Below are 13914 nucleotides of genomic sequence, written 5' to 3'. Positions count from 1 at the left end.
ACAACTTAGGGAATTAGTGTCAATTCGGGTGGTTTGCGCCCTACAATGGTCGGCATGAGTAAAGAGATTAAGTGGCTCTCAACGGGCGAAGCGGCCAGACAACTCGGTGTCACCACGCGCACGCTTTACCGTTTCATCGATGAAGGCCAGTTGCCCGCTTACCGTTTTGGGCGAGTAATCAGGTTGCAAGAGGCCGAGGTGCAAAGTTTTATTGAATCGTGTCGTATTCCTGCTGGTTCGCTCGAACATCTCTATCCCGATCTTGTCGATAGCGGCAGTAGCACTTCCGAAACTGACTGAAGCCTTACGTAGCTTGATGCTCCAGTGTCGCGACGTAGCAGAACGACGTCGCGACCCACGGCGCGTAGCATTCCCTCAGCGGCTTGCCCTTGCCAGGAACGCAACACAATTTGTGGTCCCTCAGCGCTAACTTGACGCAAGACATCACCCAGATGCGTGTCGGTTAGGCTCATGCGATGACCCACTGGTAGGTCGGTGGTGTGACGGTCGCTCACCAAATTCACAGTGAAAATGCCTTCAAGGTTTATCACTACGTGGTGGGCGCTGGTTCGTACTGCTACCAGCTCACTACCAGCGCCGTCGATAAAACCTATGTACTCCGAACCGGCCAAAGTCTCGATGCTTAAAATGGACTTGCGTTCGGCGTAATCGAGTAGCACCCCGGCCAATGAGGCATCTTCAGAAGCCGCTCGGCGCAACCAGTGTTCTCGCCTGCGCGCAGCGGTGCTAGCGGCAAAACGAAGCTCGTCGCTCCAGCCCTCTAATTCAGCAGCTACTTGGGCGCTTGAGGCTTCTAAATCGTATGAATCGTCCCCATCCCGCATGCGGGGACTATAGGCGAGTTCTCCTGACCAAGACTTGCTTTTTCGAACTTGGGGCCGCTATGGCGCAATAATTTGTGTAGGGCGGCTACGCTTATGCATCCAATAATGAAGGTGCTATGTCAGATTCGCAGATTCAAATAAATGTCCCCGGAAACCACCTACTGGCTGGTTTATTTGGTGAGCATGATCAGCTGTTGCGTCTGATTGAAGAAAGCTTTTCGGGCACCAACATTCATGTGAGGGGTAACGAAATAACGCTGAGTGGCGAGGGTGCGGGCCAGGTCAGCAAGGTATTCGAAGAGCTGGTGTTACTGCTGCAACAAGGTCAACCTCTCGACGCCCCTAAAGTTAGCCAAGCCATTGCCATGGTCAAGGCCGATGAAATGCCCTCTAAGGTTTTTGGTACCGAAGTCTTACGCACTGCCAAGGGCAAAATTGTGCGACCCAAATCGAGTGGCCAAAAACGTTATGTCGACGCCATCGTGAATAATATTGTGACCTTTGGTGTGGGGCCCGCCGGTACCGGCAAGAGCTGGCTGGCCGTGGCCTGCGCTGTTCGAGCGTTGCAAGACAAAGAAGTTGAGCGCATTATTTTAACGCGGCCCGCGGTGGAAGCCGGGGAACGACTGGGCTTCCTGCCCGGTGACCTCATGGCAAAGATCGACCCGTACCTGCGGCCTCTCTACGATGCGCTCTACGACATGGTTGATGCAGAAGGTGCCCAAAAACTGCTGGATCGGAACACGGTTGAAGTCGCACCGCTCGCATTTATGCGGGGTCGTACCTTGAACAATAGTTTTGTGATTCTGGACGAGGCGCAAAACACGACACCTGAACAAATGAAGATGTTTTTAACCCGTATCGGTCATGGTTCTAAGGCCGTGGTGACCGGTGACCGTACTCAAATTGATGTTGCTGGTGGGCGTAGCGGACTTGACGGTCTGGAGCGCGTTCTCAGTGGCATCGATGGCTTAGCTTGGGTGAAACTTGGCAGTAGCGACGTGGTGCGCCACCGGATCGTGCAAGACATTGTCGATGCTTACGAACGCGCCGATAATCGTAGAAAACGTAAATCGTGATAGTTGTAGCCGCAAGGCGAAGTTGGCCAAGGAGCTAACGAAATGAGTAGTCCTTCACCGGACGACCCTTCGAGTACCAAGCGTTCCACAGCGATCGGTCCGCAGGTCTTCGTGGAAAATCTTCAAGAAGACATTGTGATCAATGAAATTCGTTGGGAACGCTTAGCACTACAAACATTGGCGGCCGCTGGGGTTAACCAGGGCGAGATGTCGATCTCGTTTGTTGACGTCGAAACGATTACTGAGCTGAATGAGGCGCATATGGGTGCCAGTGGCCCCACCGATGTGCTCGCATTTCCCATGGATGCGGCAGATTTCGTTCTCCTAGACACTAGTGATCGAACCGAAGAAGCGCCCCTGATGCTTGGGGATGTAATCATTGCGCCCGCCGTGGCCAAAGACAACGCTTCGCAACATGGCTCAGGCCGTGCGAGCAATCATCCAGGTTTCCCTAGCCACCGCGGCACCTTGGACGACGAATTGGCCCTCTTGGTGGTGCATGGAACGCTGCATCTATTGGGTCACGACCACTACGAAGCCAACGAAACCAAGCGTATGCACGATGCTGAGCGGGTGGTGCTCGAAGCATATGTGGCCAGTGCTGAACCTAACGGCACCGTAGATGGTGCCACCGATGGCCTTACAAACGAGTCCACGGGTGAGTCGTCATGAACATGGCTCTCGCACTCGCCATGAGCGAAGCTAAGATTTTGGCGTTGGTGGTGGCAGTACTATTAGTGCTGGCGGCTTCGGTGTTGGCCATGGCCGAAACCTCGCTGACACATCTAAGTCGCGCTCGAGCTCGTGCCATTGAAGAAGCCGGTGAAAAGGGCGCCCGGCCATTGTCCCAGCTGTTGGATCGGCGTGAAACGTATCTGAATCCGGTGCTTTTGGCGGTGCTAACTTTCCATTTGAGCGCCGCCACTATTGTGGCCGTGGTGGCCCATGCCGAATGGGGTATTAGGGGCGTCGCCATCGCCTTTGTGCTCGAGGTGGTGGTCATGTTCGTAGTTGCGGAAGCTGCGCCAAAAACGTGGGCCCTGCAATCACCGGCTAAGGCGGCCGTGTTAGCAGCGCCTCTAGTGCGTACCTTGGCCGGGTTTCCTCCGCTGCGTTGGGTAACGAATGCACTCGTGGTTTTGGCCCGGTGGTTTGTACCTGGCCAGGCCATGACGAAACGTCCCATTGTTTCTGAAGAAGAATTGTTGGCCTTCGCCGGTGTGGCTGCTGAGGCCGACGTGATCAACGAGGACGAACAAGAGCTAATCAAGTCAATCATCGAATTTGGCGACACGTTGGTGCGGGAAGTGATGGTACCGCGGCCCGATATCGTGTCGGTCTCAGCTGATTTCCGGGTGGCCGACGTGATGGAGATCTTCGCCATGAACGGCCTTAGCCGGATCCCGGCGTGTGGGCACAGTCTCGACGAAGTAGTGGGAGTGGCCTACGCCAAAGATCTAATGCGAGCCGACCTCGACCACCGCGGTGATGAGCCGGTGCGAGAGGTGTTGCGGGCAGCACATTTTGTGCCTGAATCTAAGTCGGTCTCTTCCCTGTTACGAGAAATGCAGGCTGAGCAGTACCACATCGCCATTGTGGTTGATGAGTTCGGTGTCACCGCCGGAATTGTGACCCTTGAAGATCTAATCGAAGAACTGGTGGGCGAAATTGTCGATGAGTTTGACGTTGAAGACCCCATGCTTGAACCTGCCGGTGCGGGCGTGGTTCGGGTCAACGCCAGGGTCAGCATCGACGAGGTCAATGAGTTGCTAGGTGTTGACTTGCCCGAGGGAGATTGGGATACCCTTGGTGGCCTGGTGCTCGACTATTTAGGCCACATCCCAACCGATGGTGAAACTGTGGAGGTGGCGGGGCTCACCTTACGAGCCGAAAAGGTTCAAGGGCGACGCATTGGTCGTGTGCGCATTGAGCTGTCGAGCCCAACCGATAATTCAATTTCATCGGTTGAAGGTTGAAGAAGAGCTCGGTTATGAAATCCGGATTTGTGGCCTTGGTAGGGCGTCCCAACGTTGGCAAGTCCACGCTACTGAACCAGATTTTGGGTCAGAAAGTGACCATTGTTTCCGATAAGCCTCAAACCACCCGGAACCAGATTCGGGGTGTGTTGAACCGCCCTGGTGCCCAGATCGTTTTTGTCGATACTCCTGGCATGCATAAGCCGCGCTCGTTGTTGGGAGAGAGGCTAAATGAGACGGCTACCGAGGGTTTGGAAGGGGTCGACGTCGTATGTTTGGTGGTCGATGCCACCGCGCCCATTGGCCCTGGTGATCGCTGGGTGGCACAGCGTTGTCCCAGTGACACCGTGGTCGTGGTAAACAAAACTGATATCGCCAAACCGGCCGAAGTAATCGCTCAGCTGGCGAAGGCCGCTGAGTTCAATTTCAGCGAATATTTTCCGGTTTCGGCACAATCCGGTGACGGGGTAGCTGCGCTAGTTGATCATCTCATAGCGAGACTGCCCGAAGGCCCCCAGTACTATCCCGACGATATGGTGACCGACGTTCCTGAAGCTTTTTGGGTTGCCGAGCTAGTTCGTGAGCAGCTACTAGCGGTGACTCGAGAAGAGCTACCGCATTCCATTGGGACCAGGGTCACCGAGTGGGAATGGCCACGGGTTCGAGTCGAAATCATTGTGGAGCGCGACTCACAAAAAGGAATTGTCATTGGGCATAGGGGAGCGGTGCTCAAAGAAGTTGGAACCAGGGTTCGCCACCAGCTGCCGCCTGGTGCATACGTAGAACTCTTTGTGAAGGTTGACAAAGCCTGGACCAAGCGTGCCAGCGCCATTGAGCGTTTAGGCTATTAAAACGCTTGGCCAATCAGAACATGGTATCGCCGATGGCGGCATCTTTTTCTGAAATTTGTGCTCGGTTTTCGCGATCGATAGGCACGGGCCATTCAATATTTATGCCAGGATCGAGAGGATTGGCAGCCTTTCCAGGCATGCCTGGTTGCCATTCGGTGTTGAAGGCATAGAGATATTGGGTGACACCGGGTGCGGTGGCTTGGAAACCATTGGCCACGCCGCTAGGAACAAGTACCTGAGTTCCAGGTACCAACTGCACTGTTTCCACCCGGCCATAAGTGGCCGAATCGGGGCGTAAATCAAGGTAGGCACCAAAGGCATCTCCGGTGGCCACCGCTACCAGCTTGTTCATGGCTTCGGCGTGGAGCCCGCGCACGGCACCGTAGTTGGTTTCGGTGACGTTAATCTGAACCACCGCACCAAATGACGGCAAACCGGCGGCCTGAAATGCCGATTCTCGGTAAAATTCGCGAACCGTCCCTCGGCCATCGGAAACTTGGCGCATTTGGATAATCCAAAGGCCTGCAATCTGGCCAGGAACGGCTTTGAAGTCGGTCTCCATTGGAATTCTTAGCGGCTTCGAAGTTGATTCAAAAATGCGGTCACGTCGCCACGGTCTTTGGTGCGGGACATAGGTGGTAAAGCGTTAATTAGTTGCCATCGGTAATTACGTGAGGTGGCCAAACGCCGATCAAGCACGGCGACCACGCCGCGATCTTGGCTGGTTCGTATTAGTCGACCAGCGCCTTGGGCTAAGAGGGTGGCGGCCCGTGGCAGATCGATCAGGCCAAAGGCCTTAGGTCCAAGACGTTCTCGACGTGCTTGTAATACCGGATCGTCGGGTCGGGGGAATGGCAGACGGTCGATGGTGACTAGCGAAAGTGATGGTCCGGGAATATCAATGCCTTGCCAAAAGCCCATAGTGGCAAATAAGCACGATTCTTCATCGTTGCTAAACGCCTCAACCAACGCAGTTTTGGGTAGGTCGCTTTGGGTGTAAAGCTTCCAAGGTAATCGGGGTCCCAAGTGTTTGGCGGCGTCGTTCATTGCTCGCCACGAAGTGAACAGCGCCAAGGTGCGCCCACCGGCGGCCACCATCAGCGCCTCTAATTCTTTATGTAAGGCGGCCTGATAATTTTCGTGGCGCGGATCGGGCATGTCGACCGCGCAATACAGCAATGCCTGGTTCGAGTAATCAAAGGGGCTGCCTACATCTAGCTGGTCAAAACTTTCTGACCCTAAGCCCAACGAAATCTCGAAATTGGTGGGAATGGTGGCGCTAGTGAGCAGCACTGTGTCGCGGCGCCATAAACCTTGGCGCAGGATACCAGTGACATCGATCGGCGTTATCAGCAACGAGACGAACGAGTCGTTGCCTTCCACCCACGCCACCTGGGAAGGGGGCAAATCTAAAGCTACGTCGAGGTCGTCTAGCAAGGCGGTGGCCGCAACTAGAGCTCGTTCCCTTCGAGCCGGCACGTCGCCGGCCACGTTGGTCGGAACTTTTCGCACCGCTGCTAATACCGAGTTGGTGCGCTCGCGTGCTTCAATCAATGCCTCACGCAGATCACCATCGATTTCGGCTAAACGCGCTCCAGCGAGTGGCATCATGCGTTCATTGAGTAATGAAGCTGTGCTGCCCAGCTGCTGTGGTATCGACACATCGGCGATAATCGCAGCGGCTGCTTGAGCCAAGGTCCAGAAGCGACTAGCCACAATTTCGGTGCTACTAGTAGCTGAAATTATTTCTTCCAACTGGTGTGCTTCGTCGATCACTACCACGTCGGCTTCTGGCAATACGGTTTGGTCTCGTGCGATGTCGATACCCAAGAGGTGGGTGTTCACAACTACCACATCGGCCTCATGGGCCGCGGCTCGAGCCGCTTCAGTAAAGCAGTGTTGACCAGAAGGGCATTTGGCGGCACCCGGACATTCCCGTGGACCAACGCTGACGGCTGCCCAGGCCTGCGCCGATGGTTCAAACGCTAACTCGGCACGATCGCCACTCGTGGTGGTTTCAGCCCACCGAACAAGCTCGGAAACTTCATCGGCGGGTGTGCGGTCACCTAGCCCAGCCAAATTTAACGTTTCCTGCCCGGTATCTAGTTCTACCAAGCGTTGTTTACAGATGTAGTTGTTCCGCCCTTTGAGTACCGCGAAGCTGAACGGATAACCCAAGTTTTCAGCTAGAAACGGCAGGTCCTTTTGGGCTAGTTGGTCTTGGAGACCTTTGGTGGCTGTCGCGACCAACACTTTTTGGTTGGAAAGAACCGCTGGCACGAGGTAGGCCAGGGTTTTGCCGGTGCCAGTACCTGCTTGGATTATGGCGTGGCGTTTGCTGGCGATTGCTTCTTCGAAGCCCTGCGCCATCTGCATCTGGCCGCTACGAGCTTCTCCACCTCTTGGCAGGCGCGCCACAACTTTATTGAGGGCCGCCGTTACGTCCATGTTTTGATCCTATCTCGGCGGTCTTGGCTGGTGGGTGTTTAGTATGGTTGGAATGATGATGCCCACGCTTTGGTTCGGATTGGGGGTAGCGTACGGCCGTGCTTCCTAATGGCCTCAACCTTTCTCGAATCCCTACCCATATTGCTGCTGTTATGGACGGTAATGGTCGCTGGGCACAACGGCGTGGTTTGCCTCGTACCGAAGGTCATGCTGCTGGTGAAGAAGCACTCTTTGACACGGTTGAGGGTGCCCTTGAGCTTGGAGTGGAATGGCTCACTGTTTACGCATTTTCCACTGAAAATTGGCGTCGTCCGGTGGATGAGGTTCGTTTCTTGATGGGATTCAACGAATCTATTTTGCTGCGTCGCCGTGACGAGCTGAATGAACGTGACGTGAGAATCCGTTTTATCGGTCGGCGAGATTGGCGGGTCCCGAAACGTTTGGCTCGCATCATGGACGAATCGATTGAAATGACCGCCAACAACCGTGGCATGACCTTTACCATGGCGTTCAACTACGGCGGTCGTGCAGAAATCGTTGATGCGGTGCGCCAAATTGTGGCCTCCGGCATTAAACCTGAAAAGGTCACCGAAAAAACTATCGCTAAGCATCTGTACGCACCGGATATGCCCGATCCGGAGTTGATGATTCGTACCAGTGGTGAATCCCGGACCTCAAACTATCTCCTGTGGCAGCTCGCCTACAGCGAATTGGTGTTCACCGATGTGTTGTGGCCCGATTTTCGGCGGGATCACCTTTTTGAAGCAGTGCTGGAGTTTCAAAAGCGCGAACGCCGCTTTGGTGGAGTGTTAACCAGCCCACCAGCAAAAGAGTAGCCGCGTAATGGCTGCTGGTACCGGGCTTTACCGTGATCATGGGGTGGTCTTGCGCACCTACAAGTTAGGTGAAGCTGACCGAATCGTAGTTTTTGCCACCCAGAATCATGGCAAAGTACGAGCGGTGGCCAAAGGCGTGCGAAAAACCCGTAGCAAGTTTGGTGCTCGGCTAGAACCGCTTAGCCATGTAGCTCTCCAGCTTTATCCGGGGCGAGACTTAGACATTGTGACTCAGGCTGAGACTGTCGATCATTTCCGTGCTATTCGGGAAGACTTCGATCGTTATAGCCGAGGTGTGGCCATGCTGGAAGCGATTGATCAGCTGTGCCTTGAGGGTGAGAGCAACCCTCGCTTCTATCAAATGCTAGTGGGGGCGTTGCGTGCTTTGGCCGAGCGTGACTCACCATTGATGGTCTCGGCTTTTTATTTCAAGCTTTTGGCACAAGAAGGTGTGCAACCCGAACTTGATGTATGTGTAGCCTGCGGCGATGCCGTAGACCTAGTGGCTTTCGATGTGCACGAAGGTGGGGCGTTGTGTCGCTCATGCCGTTCGGGGGTTTCGCTCAGCTCGCCAGCTTTACAGCTTCTTAGGTTGGTTCTAGGTGGTGGATTAGTAGAGGCTTTAGCGGTACCGCCCTCGCCAGCTACCGACGAAATTGATGCGTTGGCCACCATGGCCATGGAGCATCATCTGGAGCGGCGATTGAAATCCCTGCGGACGTTAGATAGGGCATAGGACCATCGCGAGTAGTCTTTAACATCATGTCTGATGTTTCTTCCGCTTCAACCCACCCCGAGGCTGACCCGGGGCTGTTCGACAAAATTGTGAACCTCTCTAAGCGCCGAGGTTTCATATTCCCTTCCGCCGAAATTTATGGTGGATTCCGCTCTACTTATGACTACGGGCCCATTGGAGTACTACTACTTCGCAACGTGAAGAACGCTTGGTGGCGTTCGATGGTGCAGCTGCGCACCGATGTGGTTGGCCTCGATGCCGCCATCTTGTCACCGCCCGCGGTTTGGGAGGCCTCGGGACATCTGGCGAATTTCACTGATCCCTTGGTGGATTGCCGTAAATGTGGTACTCGTCATCGCCAAGACAAGCTGGAAGACCCCAATGTGTGTCCGTCTTGTGGAGCGGTTGGCCAATTCACCGAGCCACGTCAATTCAACTTGATGTTCCAAACCCATGCAGGACCGGTTCAAAATGAGGGTGCGGTTGCTTATCTGCGCCCCGAAACCGCCCAGGGCATGTTTGTGAACTTCGCCAACGTTTTGAATGCCAGCCGTAAGAAGCCACCATTTGGGATTGCTCAGGTCGGCAAGTCATTCCGCAACGAAATCACTCCGCAGAACTTTGTGTTCCGTACCCGAGAGTTCGAACAGATGGAACTCGAGTTCTTTGTGCCACCGGAAGAAGCCGCTGATTGGTATGACTATTGGCGCAAAGAGCGTTTCCAGTGGTACATCGACCTGGGTATTCCCGCTGAAAAACTACGAATGCGTGACCACGACGCCGACGAGTTGAGTCATTATTCTAAAGGAACCGCCGACGTAGAATTCCTCTTCCCTTGGGGTTGGGACGAGCTTGAAGGTGTAGCTAACCGCGGCGATTACGACCTCACCCAACATTCCAAGCATTCTGGCGAAAAGCTTGATTATTTCGATCAGGCTACCGGCACTCGATACGTGCCCCATGTGATTGAGCCCGCTGCTGGTGCAACCCGCACCATGATGGCGTTCTTAATGGCGGCCTATGACGAGGAAGAAGTTAACGGCGAAACCCGAGTGGTGCTTAGGTTGCACCACCGTTTGGCGCCGTACCAAATTGCTGTACTTCCCCTGTCGAAGAAGGACACCTTAGTGCCCGCGGCCCAAGAAGTGTTGCGCCAATTGCAACCTCACTGGATGTGCGATTACGACGAGACCCAAGCCATTGGACGTCGGTACCGCCGTCAAGACGAGCTGGGCACGCCCTATTGCATAACCATCGACTTTGATTCTTTGGAAGATAAAGCGGTCACTATTCGCGAGCGTGACTCGATGGAGCAGGTTCGTATACCTATCACCGAACTAGTGGCCTGGTTCCGGGAACGACTTGATTAACAGCTGGGCAATTTAGCTAGGGCAATACCGCCAGAAGGCTAGGGCAATACCGCCAGGGCCAGCGTTAGCCCAGCTAAACCTACGCTTAGGGTGAGGGCGGTGTTGTTGGTCTTCCAAGCCACCAACGCCGCCACCACGCCCACGTATAGCCGAGGCTGCCAAAAGTCTAGGTGGCCTTCAGGCTGCAGCAGGGCCGGAAGCACCAAGGCCGCCAAGGCTGCCGGTGGAATTTGGCGCAGAATCCGCTCGGCCCACGCGGGAACGGTGGACATTCGTGAGGCAGCCACGATGAAGGCGGCGCGCATAGCGTAGGTACCAATTCCGGCCAGAATGATGGCCCACCAAATCCGGTTCATGCTGAGGTACCGGTTTCCCCAGCTTGCATACCTGGTCCCGCTTTGGTCTCCAAGTACCAATCGGCCCAGGTGCCAGCGGCGATGCCCAAGAGGGCGCCAATGATTACCGAGGAATGACTGGCACCAACCTCGGCCGCCACAACTGCGCCAATGCCACCTACCGTGGCCGCCATCAGTGCGGGTTTGGTAACTACAGCTGGAACCAAAAGCACCAAAAACACCAACGGTACCGCGAAATCTAGCGGTAGCCATTCGGGTACCGCGGTACCCAACAGCGCGCCGACAAGGGTGCAGATGATCCAGGCCGAACCCAATAGTACGCCGCCGCCTAAGGCGAATTCGGCTTTGGCTTTTGCGGGGCGATTTGACCAGTGGGCAACCGAGATGGCGTAGTTCTGGTCAAAGAGCAGATATGAAACAGCCAAACGCTTCGGCAATGACTCTTTTGCTAGGTACGGTGCCGCCGAAGCTGAGTACAACAACATTCGAAGGTTGATTGTCCAAGCGGCCAGCGCCGCGATCAGAGCCGAACCGCCACTCGCCAAGACGTCAACCAGCGCCAACTGTGACGCGCCTGCAAAAATGATGGTTGACATCCCCATGGCCGACCAGAAACCCAAACCTTTAGCCACCGGGGTGACGCCAGCGACTAGCCCAAAAGGTATGACCCCAATCAACATCGGCACGCAGGCGCGTGCACCGGATCGAATCTCTTTAAAATCCACTGGTGCATCATGCCTGCTTTGGCCGCGCTCTACCAGGGGAAGCCGGTAATTCTGCGGCTAGTGTCTGTAGTAGTGAAATAGCTGAGGAGACGTGGTGGCTTATATCTATAGCTTCGATCATGAACATTCGGTGGCCCCTCGTGAACTGACTGAGCTTCTAGGTGGTAAGGGTGCCAACCTGGCCGAAATGTCATCTGTGCTGAAGCTTCCTGTGCCGCCTGGTTTCACTATTACGACTGAGGCATGTCGCTACTATTTTGAACATCATCGCTGGCCTGACGGTTTGGAATCCGAGCTGAAATCGGCGGTGGCGGAGCTTGAAGAGACCATTGGCAAGCGCTTTGGAGACGCCACCAATCCGTTACTGTTGTCAGTTCGCTCGGGTGCCAAGTTTTCGATGCCAGGCATGATGGACACGGTTTTAGATCTCGGCTTGAACGATGCCACACTCGAGGGTCTTTTGGCTTCTTCCGACGGCGATTCGTTTGCTTGGGACTCATACCGGCGTTTCATCCAAATGTTCGGCACCGTGGTTATGGGAATCCCCGGTGAGGAATTCGACAATATCCTCGACCAAGATCTGGCACTGCCCGACACGGTGGCGGCTTTCAAAGACCAATTTGAAGCCCACACTGGCGTATCGTTCCCACAAGATCCCATGGAACAACTGCGTCGATCCATTGATGCCGTGTTCAGTTCCTGGGAGGCTCCGCGAGCGTACGCCTATCGGGAACGTGAAGGTATCGACCATTATTTAGGTACGGCGGTCAATGTTCAGGCCATGGTCTTTGGTAACCGTGATCAAAACTCTGGTACCGGGGTGGGTTTCACCCGTGACCCAGCCACGGGTGCTACTGGCGCTTACGGTGATTTCTTGGTCCAGGCCCAGGGTGAGGATGTGGTTGCTGGCACGCACAAGACACAGCCTTTGAGTGATCTAGCGGGCGTGTTTCCCGAAATATATGACCAGCTCATGCAGATCTTTCACGGCATGGAAAATCATTACCGTGACATGCTCGATACCGAGTTCACAATCGAGAGCGGCAAACTATGGATGCTCCAGGTACGCGTTGGCAAGCGCACCGGACGAGCCGCCGTACGCATGGCCGTTGAGATGGTCGATGACCCAAATATCCAGTTAAGTCGCGCTGAAGCCATCGAGCGGGTTAAGCCTGAACATCTCGATCAACTGTTGCACGCCCAGTTTGAGAAAATCTCGGCTAACGAGGTCGTGGCCGAAGGCTTAGGAGCTTCACCTGGAGCGGCCGTGGGGCAAGTTTATTTCAGCGCTGATACCGCGGTGGCAGCTCACAAGCGTGGCGAATCGGTGTTACTGGTACGAAACGAAACTTCACCCGATGATATTCACGGCATGCAGGTAGCCGAAGGTGTGCTAACAGTGCGGGGAGGCTTGGTGAGCCATGCTGCGGTGGTGGCACGAGGATGGGGAAAACCTGCCGTGGTGGGTGCCGAAGCGCTGGTAATTGGTGACGGTTTTTTCACCGTTGGCGACCAGCGGGTTCATGAGGGTGAGGTGGTATCCATTGATGGCACCACTGGCCAGGTAGCTTTGGGTGCTTTACCTATGGTGGCGGCTGAGGCCCCGGCAGAGCTGGAAACCTTGTTGAGTTGGGCCGATGATATTCGCAGCGACACAGTGGCGGTTCGTGCCAACGCCGACAACGGACCTGATGCCATCGTGGCACGGGATTTTGGCGCTCAAGGTATTGGATTGTGCCGAACTGAGCACATGTTTTTTGGTGAGCGGCTCCCAGTAGTGCGACGCTTGATTTTGGCTGAATCCGACGAAGTACGAGCAGTTGCACTTAACGAGTTAGTAAGGGTGCAAACCGCTGATTTCGAGCGAATTCTAGAGGCCATGGACGGATTACCGGTGACGGTTCGTTTGCTAGACCCTCCGCTGCATGAGTTCCTGCCTGATCATGATGATTTGCTTCGTGATGCGGTGGCCGGGAATCTTGATGACGACGGCCAAGCCATGTTCGCCGCCTCCGAGCGCTTGCGGGAAGATAACCCAATGCTTGGTACCCGTGGGGTGCGTCTGGGCATCATCATCGGCGGCCTGTATCGGGCCCAAACACGGGCTCTCATGCAAGCGGCCCAGAATCGGGTGGCCCAAGGCGGTAACCCACAAATTGAAATTATGGTGCCGCTGATAATTAGCTCGGGTGAACAAAAATTGGTGCGCCAGTGGATCGAAGAAGAAATTGCCGAGTCTGGTTTCGACCCGGGAGAAGCGCCAGTGGCTATTGGTTCCATGATCGAAACTCCGAGAGCTGCCCTTCGCGCCGGTGAGATTGCTAAATATGCCGATTTCTTTTCATTCGGCACCAACGACCTTACCCAGATGACCATGGGCTTGAGCAGAGATGATGTGGAAGCCCACTTGTTGCCTACTTATTTGAAGCTGGGAATCTTTACCTACAATCCGTTTGAGACGCTGGATCAAATCGGTGTGGGCGAGTTGGTTGAAATTGGTACGCAGCGCGGTAGGGCCGCTAATCCTCACTTGGAAATTGGGGTTTGTGGTGAGCACGGCGGTGACCCATCGTCGATTCAGTTCTTTGTAAGTGCCGGTTTGAACTACGTTTCGTGTTCGCCTTATCGCGTGCCGGTGGCACGTTTGGCTGCGGCGCAAGCCGTTCTAGCCCTGCAACACTCCTAAGCCGAA

14 protein-coding genes are annotated in these 13914 nt (G+C 54.9%); 9 read left to right on the top strand and 5 right to left on the bottom strand.

Features of this window, described 5'->3' with window-relative positions; all coding sequences use genetic code 11:
- Positions 1-54 precede the first annotated feature (54 nt).
- Positions 55-300: a helix-turn-helix domain-containing protein gene (locus WC184_03070; GenBank protein MFA7476860.1), complete on the top strand. Its 246-nt coding sequence runs from the start codon at positions 55-57 to the stop codon at positions 298-300.
- Here WC184_03070 and WC184_03065 read toward each other — a convergent pair.
- Complete coding sequence (locus WC184_03065) at positions 252-845, bottom strand: hypothetical protein (GenBank protein MFA7476859.1); 594 nt, start codon at positions 843-845, stop codon at positions 252-254. The genes WC184_03070 and WC184_03065 overlap by 49 nt on opposite strands.
- A gap of 116 nt (positions 846-961) precedes the next feature.
- On the opposite strand from WC184_03065, the gene WC184_03060 reads away from it, so the two are divergent.
- The 4 genes from WC184_03060 to era are packed head-to-tail and all read left to right on the top strand — an operon-like array spanning position 962 to position 4751.
- Positions 962-1924 (top strand): PhoH family protein, encoded by a 963-nt coding sequence (locus WC184_03060; GenBank protein ID MFA7476858.1) that lies wholly within the window; start codon positions 962-964, stop codon positions 1922-1924.
- Positions 1925-1966: 42 nt separating this feature from the next.
- The gene (ybeY, locus tag WC184_03055; GenBank protein ID MFA7476857.1) at positions 1967-2596 is read left to right on the top strand and encodes an rRNA maturation RNase YbeY; all 630 of its coding nucleotides are present in this window, start codon (positions 1967-1969) and stop codon (positions 2594-2596) included.
- Positions 2593-3900 (top strand): hemolysin family protein, encoded by a 1308-nt coding sequence (locus WC184_03050; GenBank protein MFA7476856.1) that lies wholly within the window; start codon positions 2593-2595, stop codon positions 3898-3900. Before ybeY ends, WC184_03050 begins: the two co-directional genes overlap by 4 nt.
- A 14-nt stretch (positions 3901-3914) precedes the next feature.
- Complete coding sequence (era, locus tag WC184_03045; protein MFA7476855.1) at positions 3915-4751, top strand: GTPase Era; 837 nt, start codon at positions 3915-3917, stop codon at positions 4749-4751.
- Between the two features lie 13 nt (positions 4752-4764).
- Here era and rfbC read toward each other — a convergent pair whose 3' ends face one another.
- Together rfbC and WC184_03035 are read right to left on the bottom strand one after the other, a co-directional pair.
- Positions 4765-5313 (bottom strand): dTDP-4-dehydrorhamnose 3,5-epimerase, encoded by a 549-nt coding sequence (rfbC, locus tag WC184_03040; GenBank protein MFA7476854.1) that lies wholly within the window; start codon positions 5311-5313, stop codon positions 4765-4767.
- An 8-nt stretch (positions 5314-5321) separates the two neighbouring features.
- Positions 5322-7199, bottom strand: coding sequence for an ATP-dependent DNA helicase (locus WC184_03035; protein MFA7476853.1), 1878 nt, complete (start codon positions 7197-7199; stop codon positions 5322-5324).
- Positions 7200-7297: 98 nt separating this feature from the next.
- On the opposite strand from WC184_03035, the gene uppS reads away from it, so the two are divergent.
- The 3 genes from uppS to WC184_03020 are packed head-to-tail and all read left to right on the top strand — an operon-like array spanning position 7298 to position 10141.
- Positions 7298-8035 (top strand): polyprenyl diphosphate synthase, encoded by a 738-nt coding sequence (gene uppS, locus WC184_03030; GenBank protein ID MFA7476852.1) that lies wholly within the window; start codon positions 7298-7300, stop codon positions 8033-8035.
- 7 nt (positions 8036-8042) lie between these two features.
- Positions 8043-8771: a DNA repair protein RecO gene (gene recO, locus WC184_03025; GenBank protein ID MFA7476851.1), complete on the top strand. Its 729-nt coding sequence runs from the start codon at positions 8043-8045 to the stop codon at positions 8769-8771.
- A 26-nt stretch (positions 8772-8797) separates the two neighbouring features.
- Positions 8798-10141: a glycine--tRNA ligase gene (locus WC184_03020; protein MFA7476850.1), complete on the top strand. Its 1344-nt coding sequence runs from the start codon at positions 8798-8800 to the stop codon at positions 10139-10141.
- A 38-nt stretch (positions 10142-10179) separates the two neighbouring features.
- On the opposite strand, the gene WC184_03015 is transcribed toward WC184_03020, so the two are convergent.
- The gene (locus tag WC184_03015) at positions 10180-10497 is read right to left on the bottom strand and encodes an AzlD domain-containing protein (GenBank protein ID MFA7476849.1); all 318 of its coding nucleotides are present in this window, start codon (positions 10495-10497) and stop codon (positions 10180-10182) included.
- A complete protein-coding gene (locus tag WC184_03010) occupies positions 10494-11222 on the bottom strand; it encodes an AzlC family ABC transporter permease (GenBank protein ID MFA7476848.1) in 729 nt (242 codons plus the stop codon). Before WC184_03010 ends, WC184_03015 begins: the two co-directional genes overlap by 4 nt.
- A gap of 94 nt (positions 11223-11316) precedes the next feature.
- Here WC184_03010 and ppdK point away from each other — a divergent pair, with 94 nt between their 5' ends.
- Positions 11317-13908 carry a pyruvate, phosphate dikinase gene (gene ppdK / locus WC184_03005; protein MFA7476847.1) on the top strand — a complete coding sequence of 864 codons (2592 nt, stop codon included), beginning with the start codon at positions 11317-11319 and terminating at the stop codon, positions 13906-13908.
- Positions 13909-13914 lie beyond the last annotated feature (6 nt).

Source organism: Acidimicrobiia bacterium, assembly GCA_041676705.1.
Taxonomy (GTDB): domain Bacteria; phylum Actinomycetota; class Acidimicrobiia; order Acidimicrobiales; family SKKL01; genus Actinomarinicola.
This window is presented reverse-complemented; position numbering and strand designations above follow the sequence as displayed.

Excerpts from the sequence above, each read along its gene's own strand:
- WC184_03070 (MFA7476860.1), top strand. The coding sequence starts at position 55 with ATGAGTAAAGAGATTAAGTGGCTCTCAACGGGCGAAGCGGCCAGACAA.
- WC184_03065 (MFA7476859.1), bottom strand. The coding sequence starts at position 845 with ATGCGGGATGGGGACGATTCATACGATTTAGAAGCCTCAAGCGCCCAA.
- WC184_03060 (MFA7476858.1), top strand. The coding sequence starts at position 962 with ATGTCAGATTCGCAGATTCAAATAAATGTCCCCGGAAACCACCTACTG.
- ybeY (MFA7476857.1), top strand. The coding sequence starts at position 1,967 with ATGAGTAGTCCTTCACCGGACGACCCTTCGAGTACCAAGCGTTCCACA.
- WC184_03050 (MFA7476856.1), top strand. The coding sequence starts at position 2,593 with ATGAACATGGCTCTCGCACTCGCCATGAGCGAAGCTAAGATTTTGGCG.
- era (MFA7476855.1), top strand. The coding sequence starts at position 3,915 with ATGAAATCCGGATTTGTGGCCTTGGTAGGGCGTCCCAACGTTGGCAAG.
- rfbC (MFA7476854.1), bottom strand. The coding sequence starts at position 5,313 with ATGGAGACCGACTTCAAAGCCGTTCCTGGCCAGATTGCAGGCCTTTGG.
- WC184_03035 (MFA7476853.1), bottom strand. The coding sequence starts at position 7,199 with ATGGACGTAACGGCGGCCCTCAATAAAGTTGTGGCGCGCCTGCCAAGA.
- recO (MFA7476851.1), top strand. The coding sequence starts at position 8,043 with ATGGCTGCTGGTACCGGGCTTTACCGTGATCATGGGGTGGTCTTGCGC.
- WC184_03020 (MFA7476850.1), top strand. The coding sequence starts at position 8,798 with ATGTCTGATGTTTCTTCCGCTTCAACCCACCCCGAGGCTGACCCGGGG.
- WC184_03015 (MFA7476849.1), bottom strand. The coding sequence starts at position 10,497 with ATGAACCGGATTTGGTGGGCCATCATTCTGGCCGGAATTGGTACCTAC.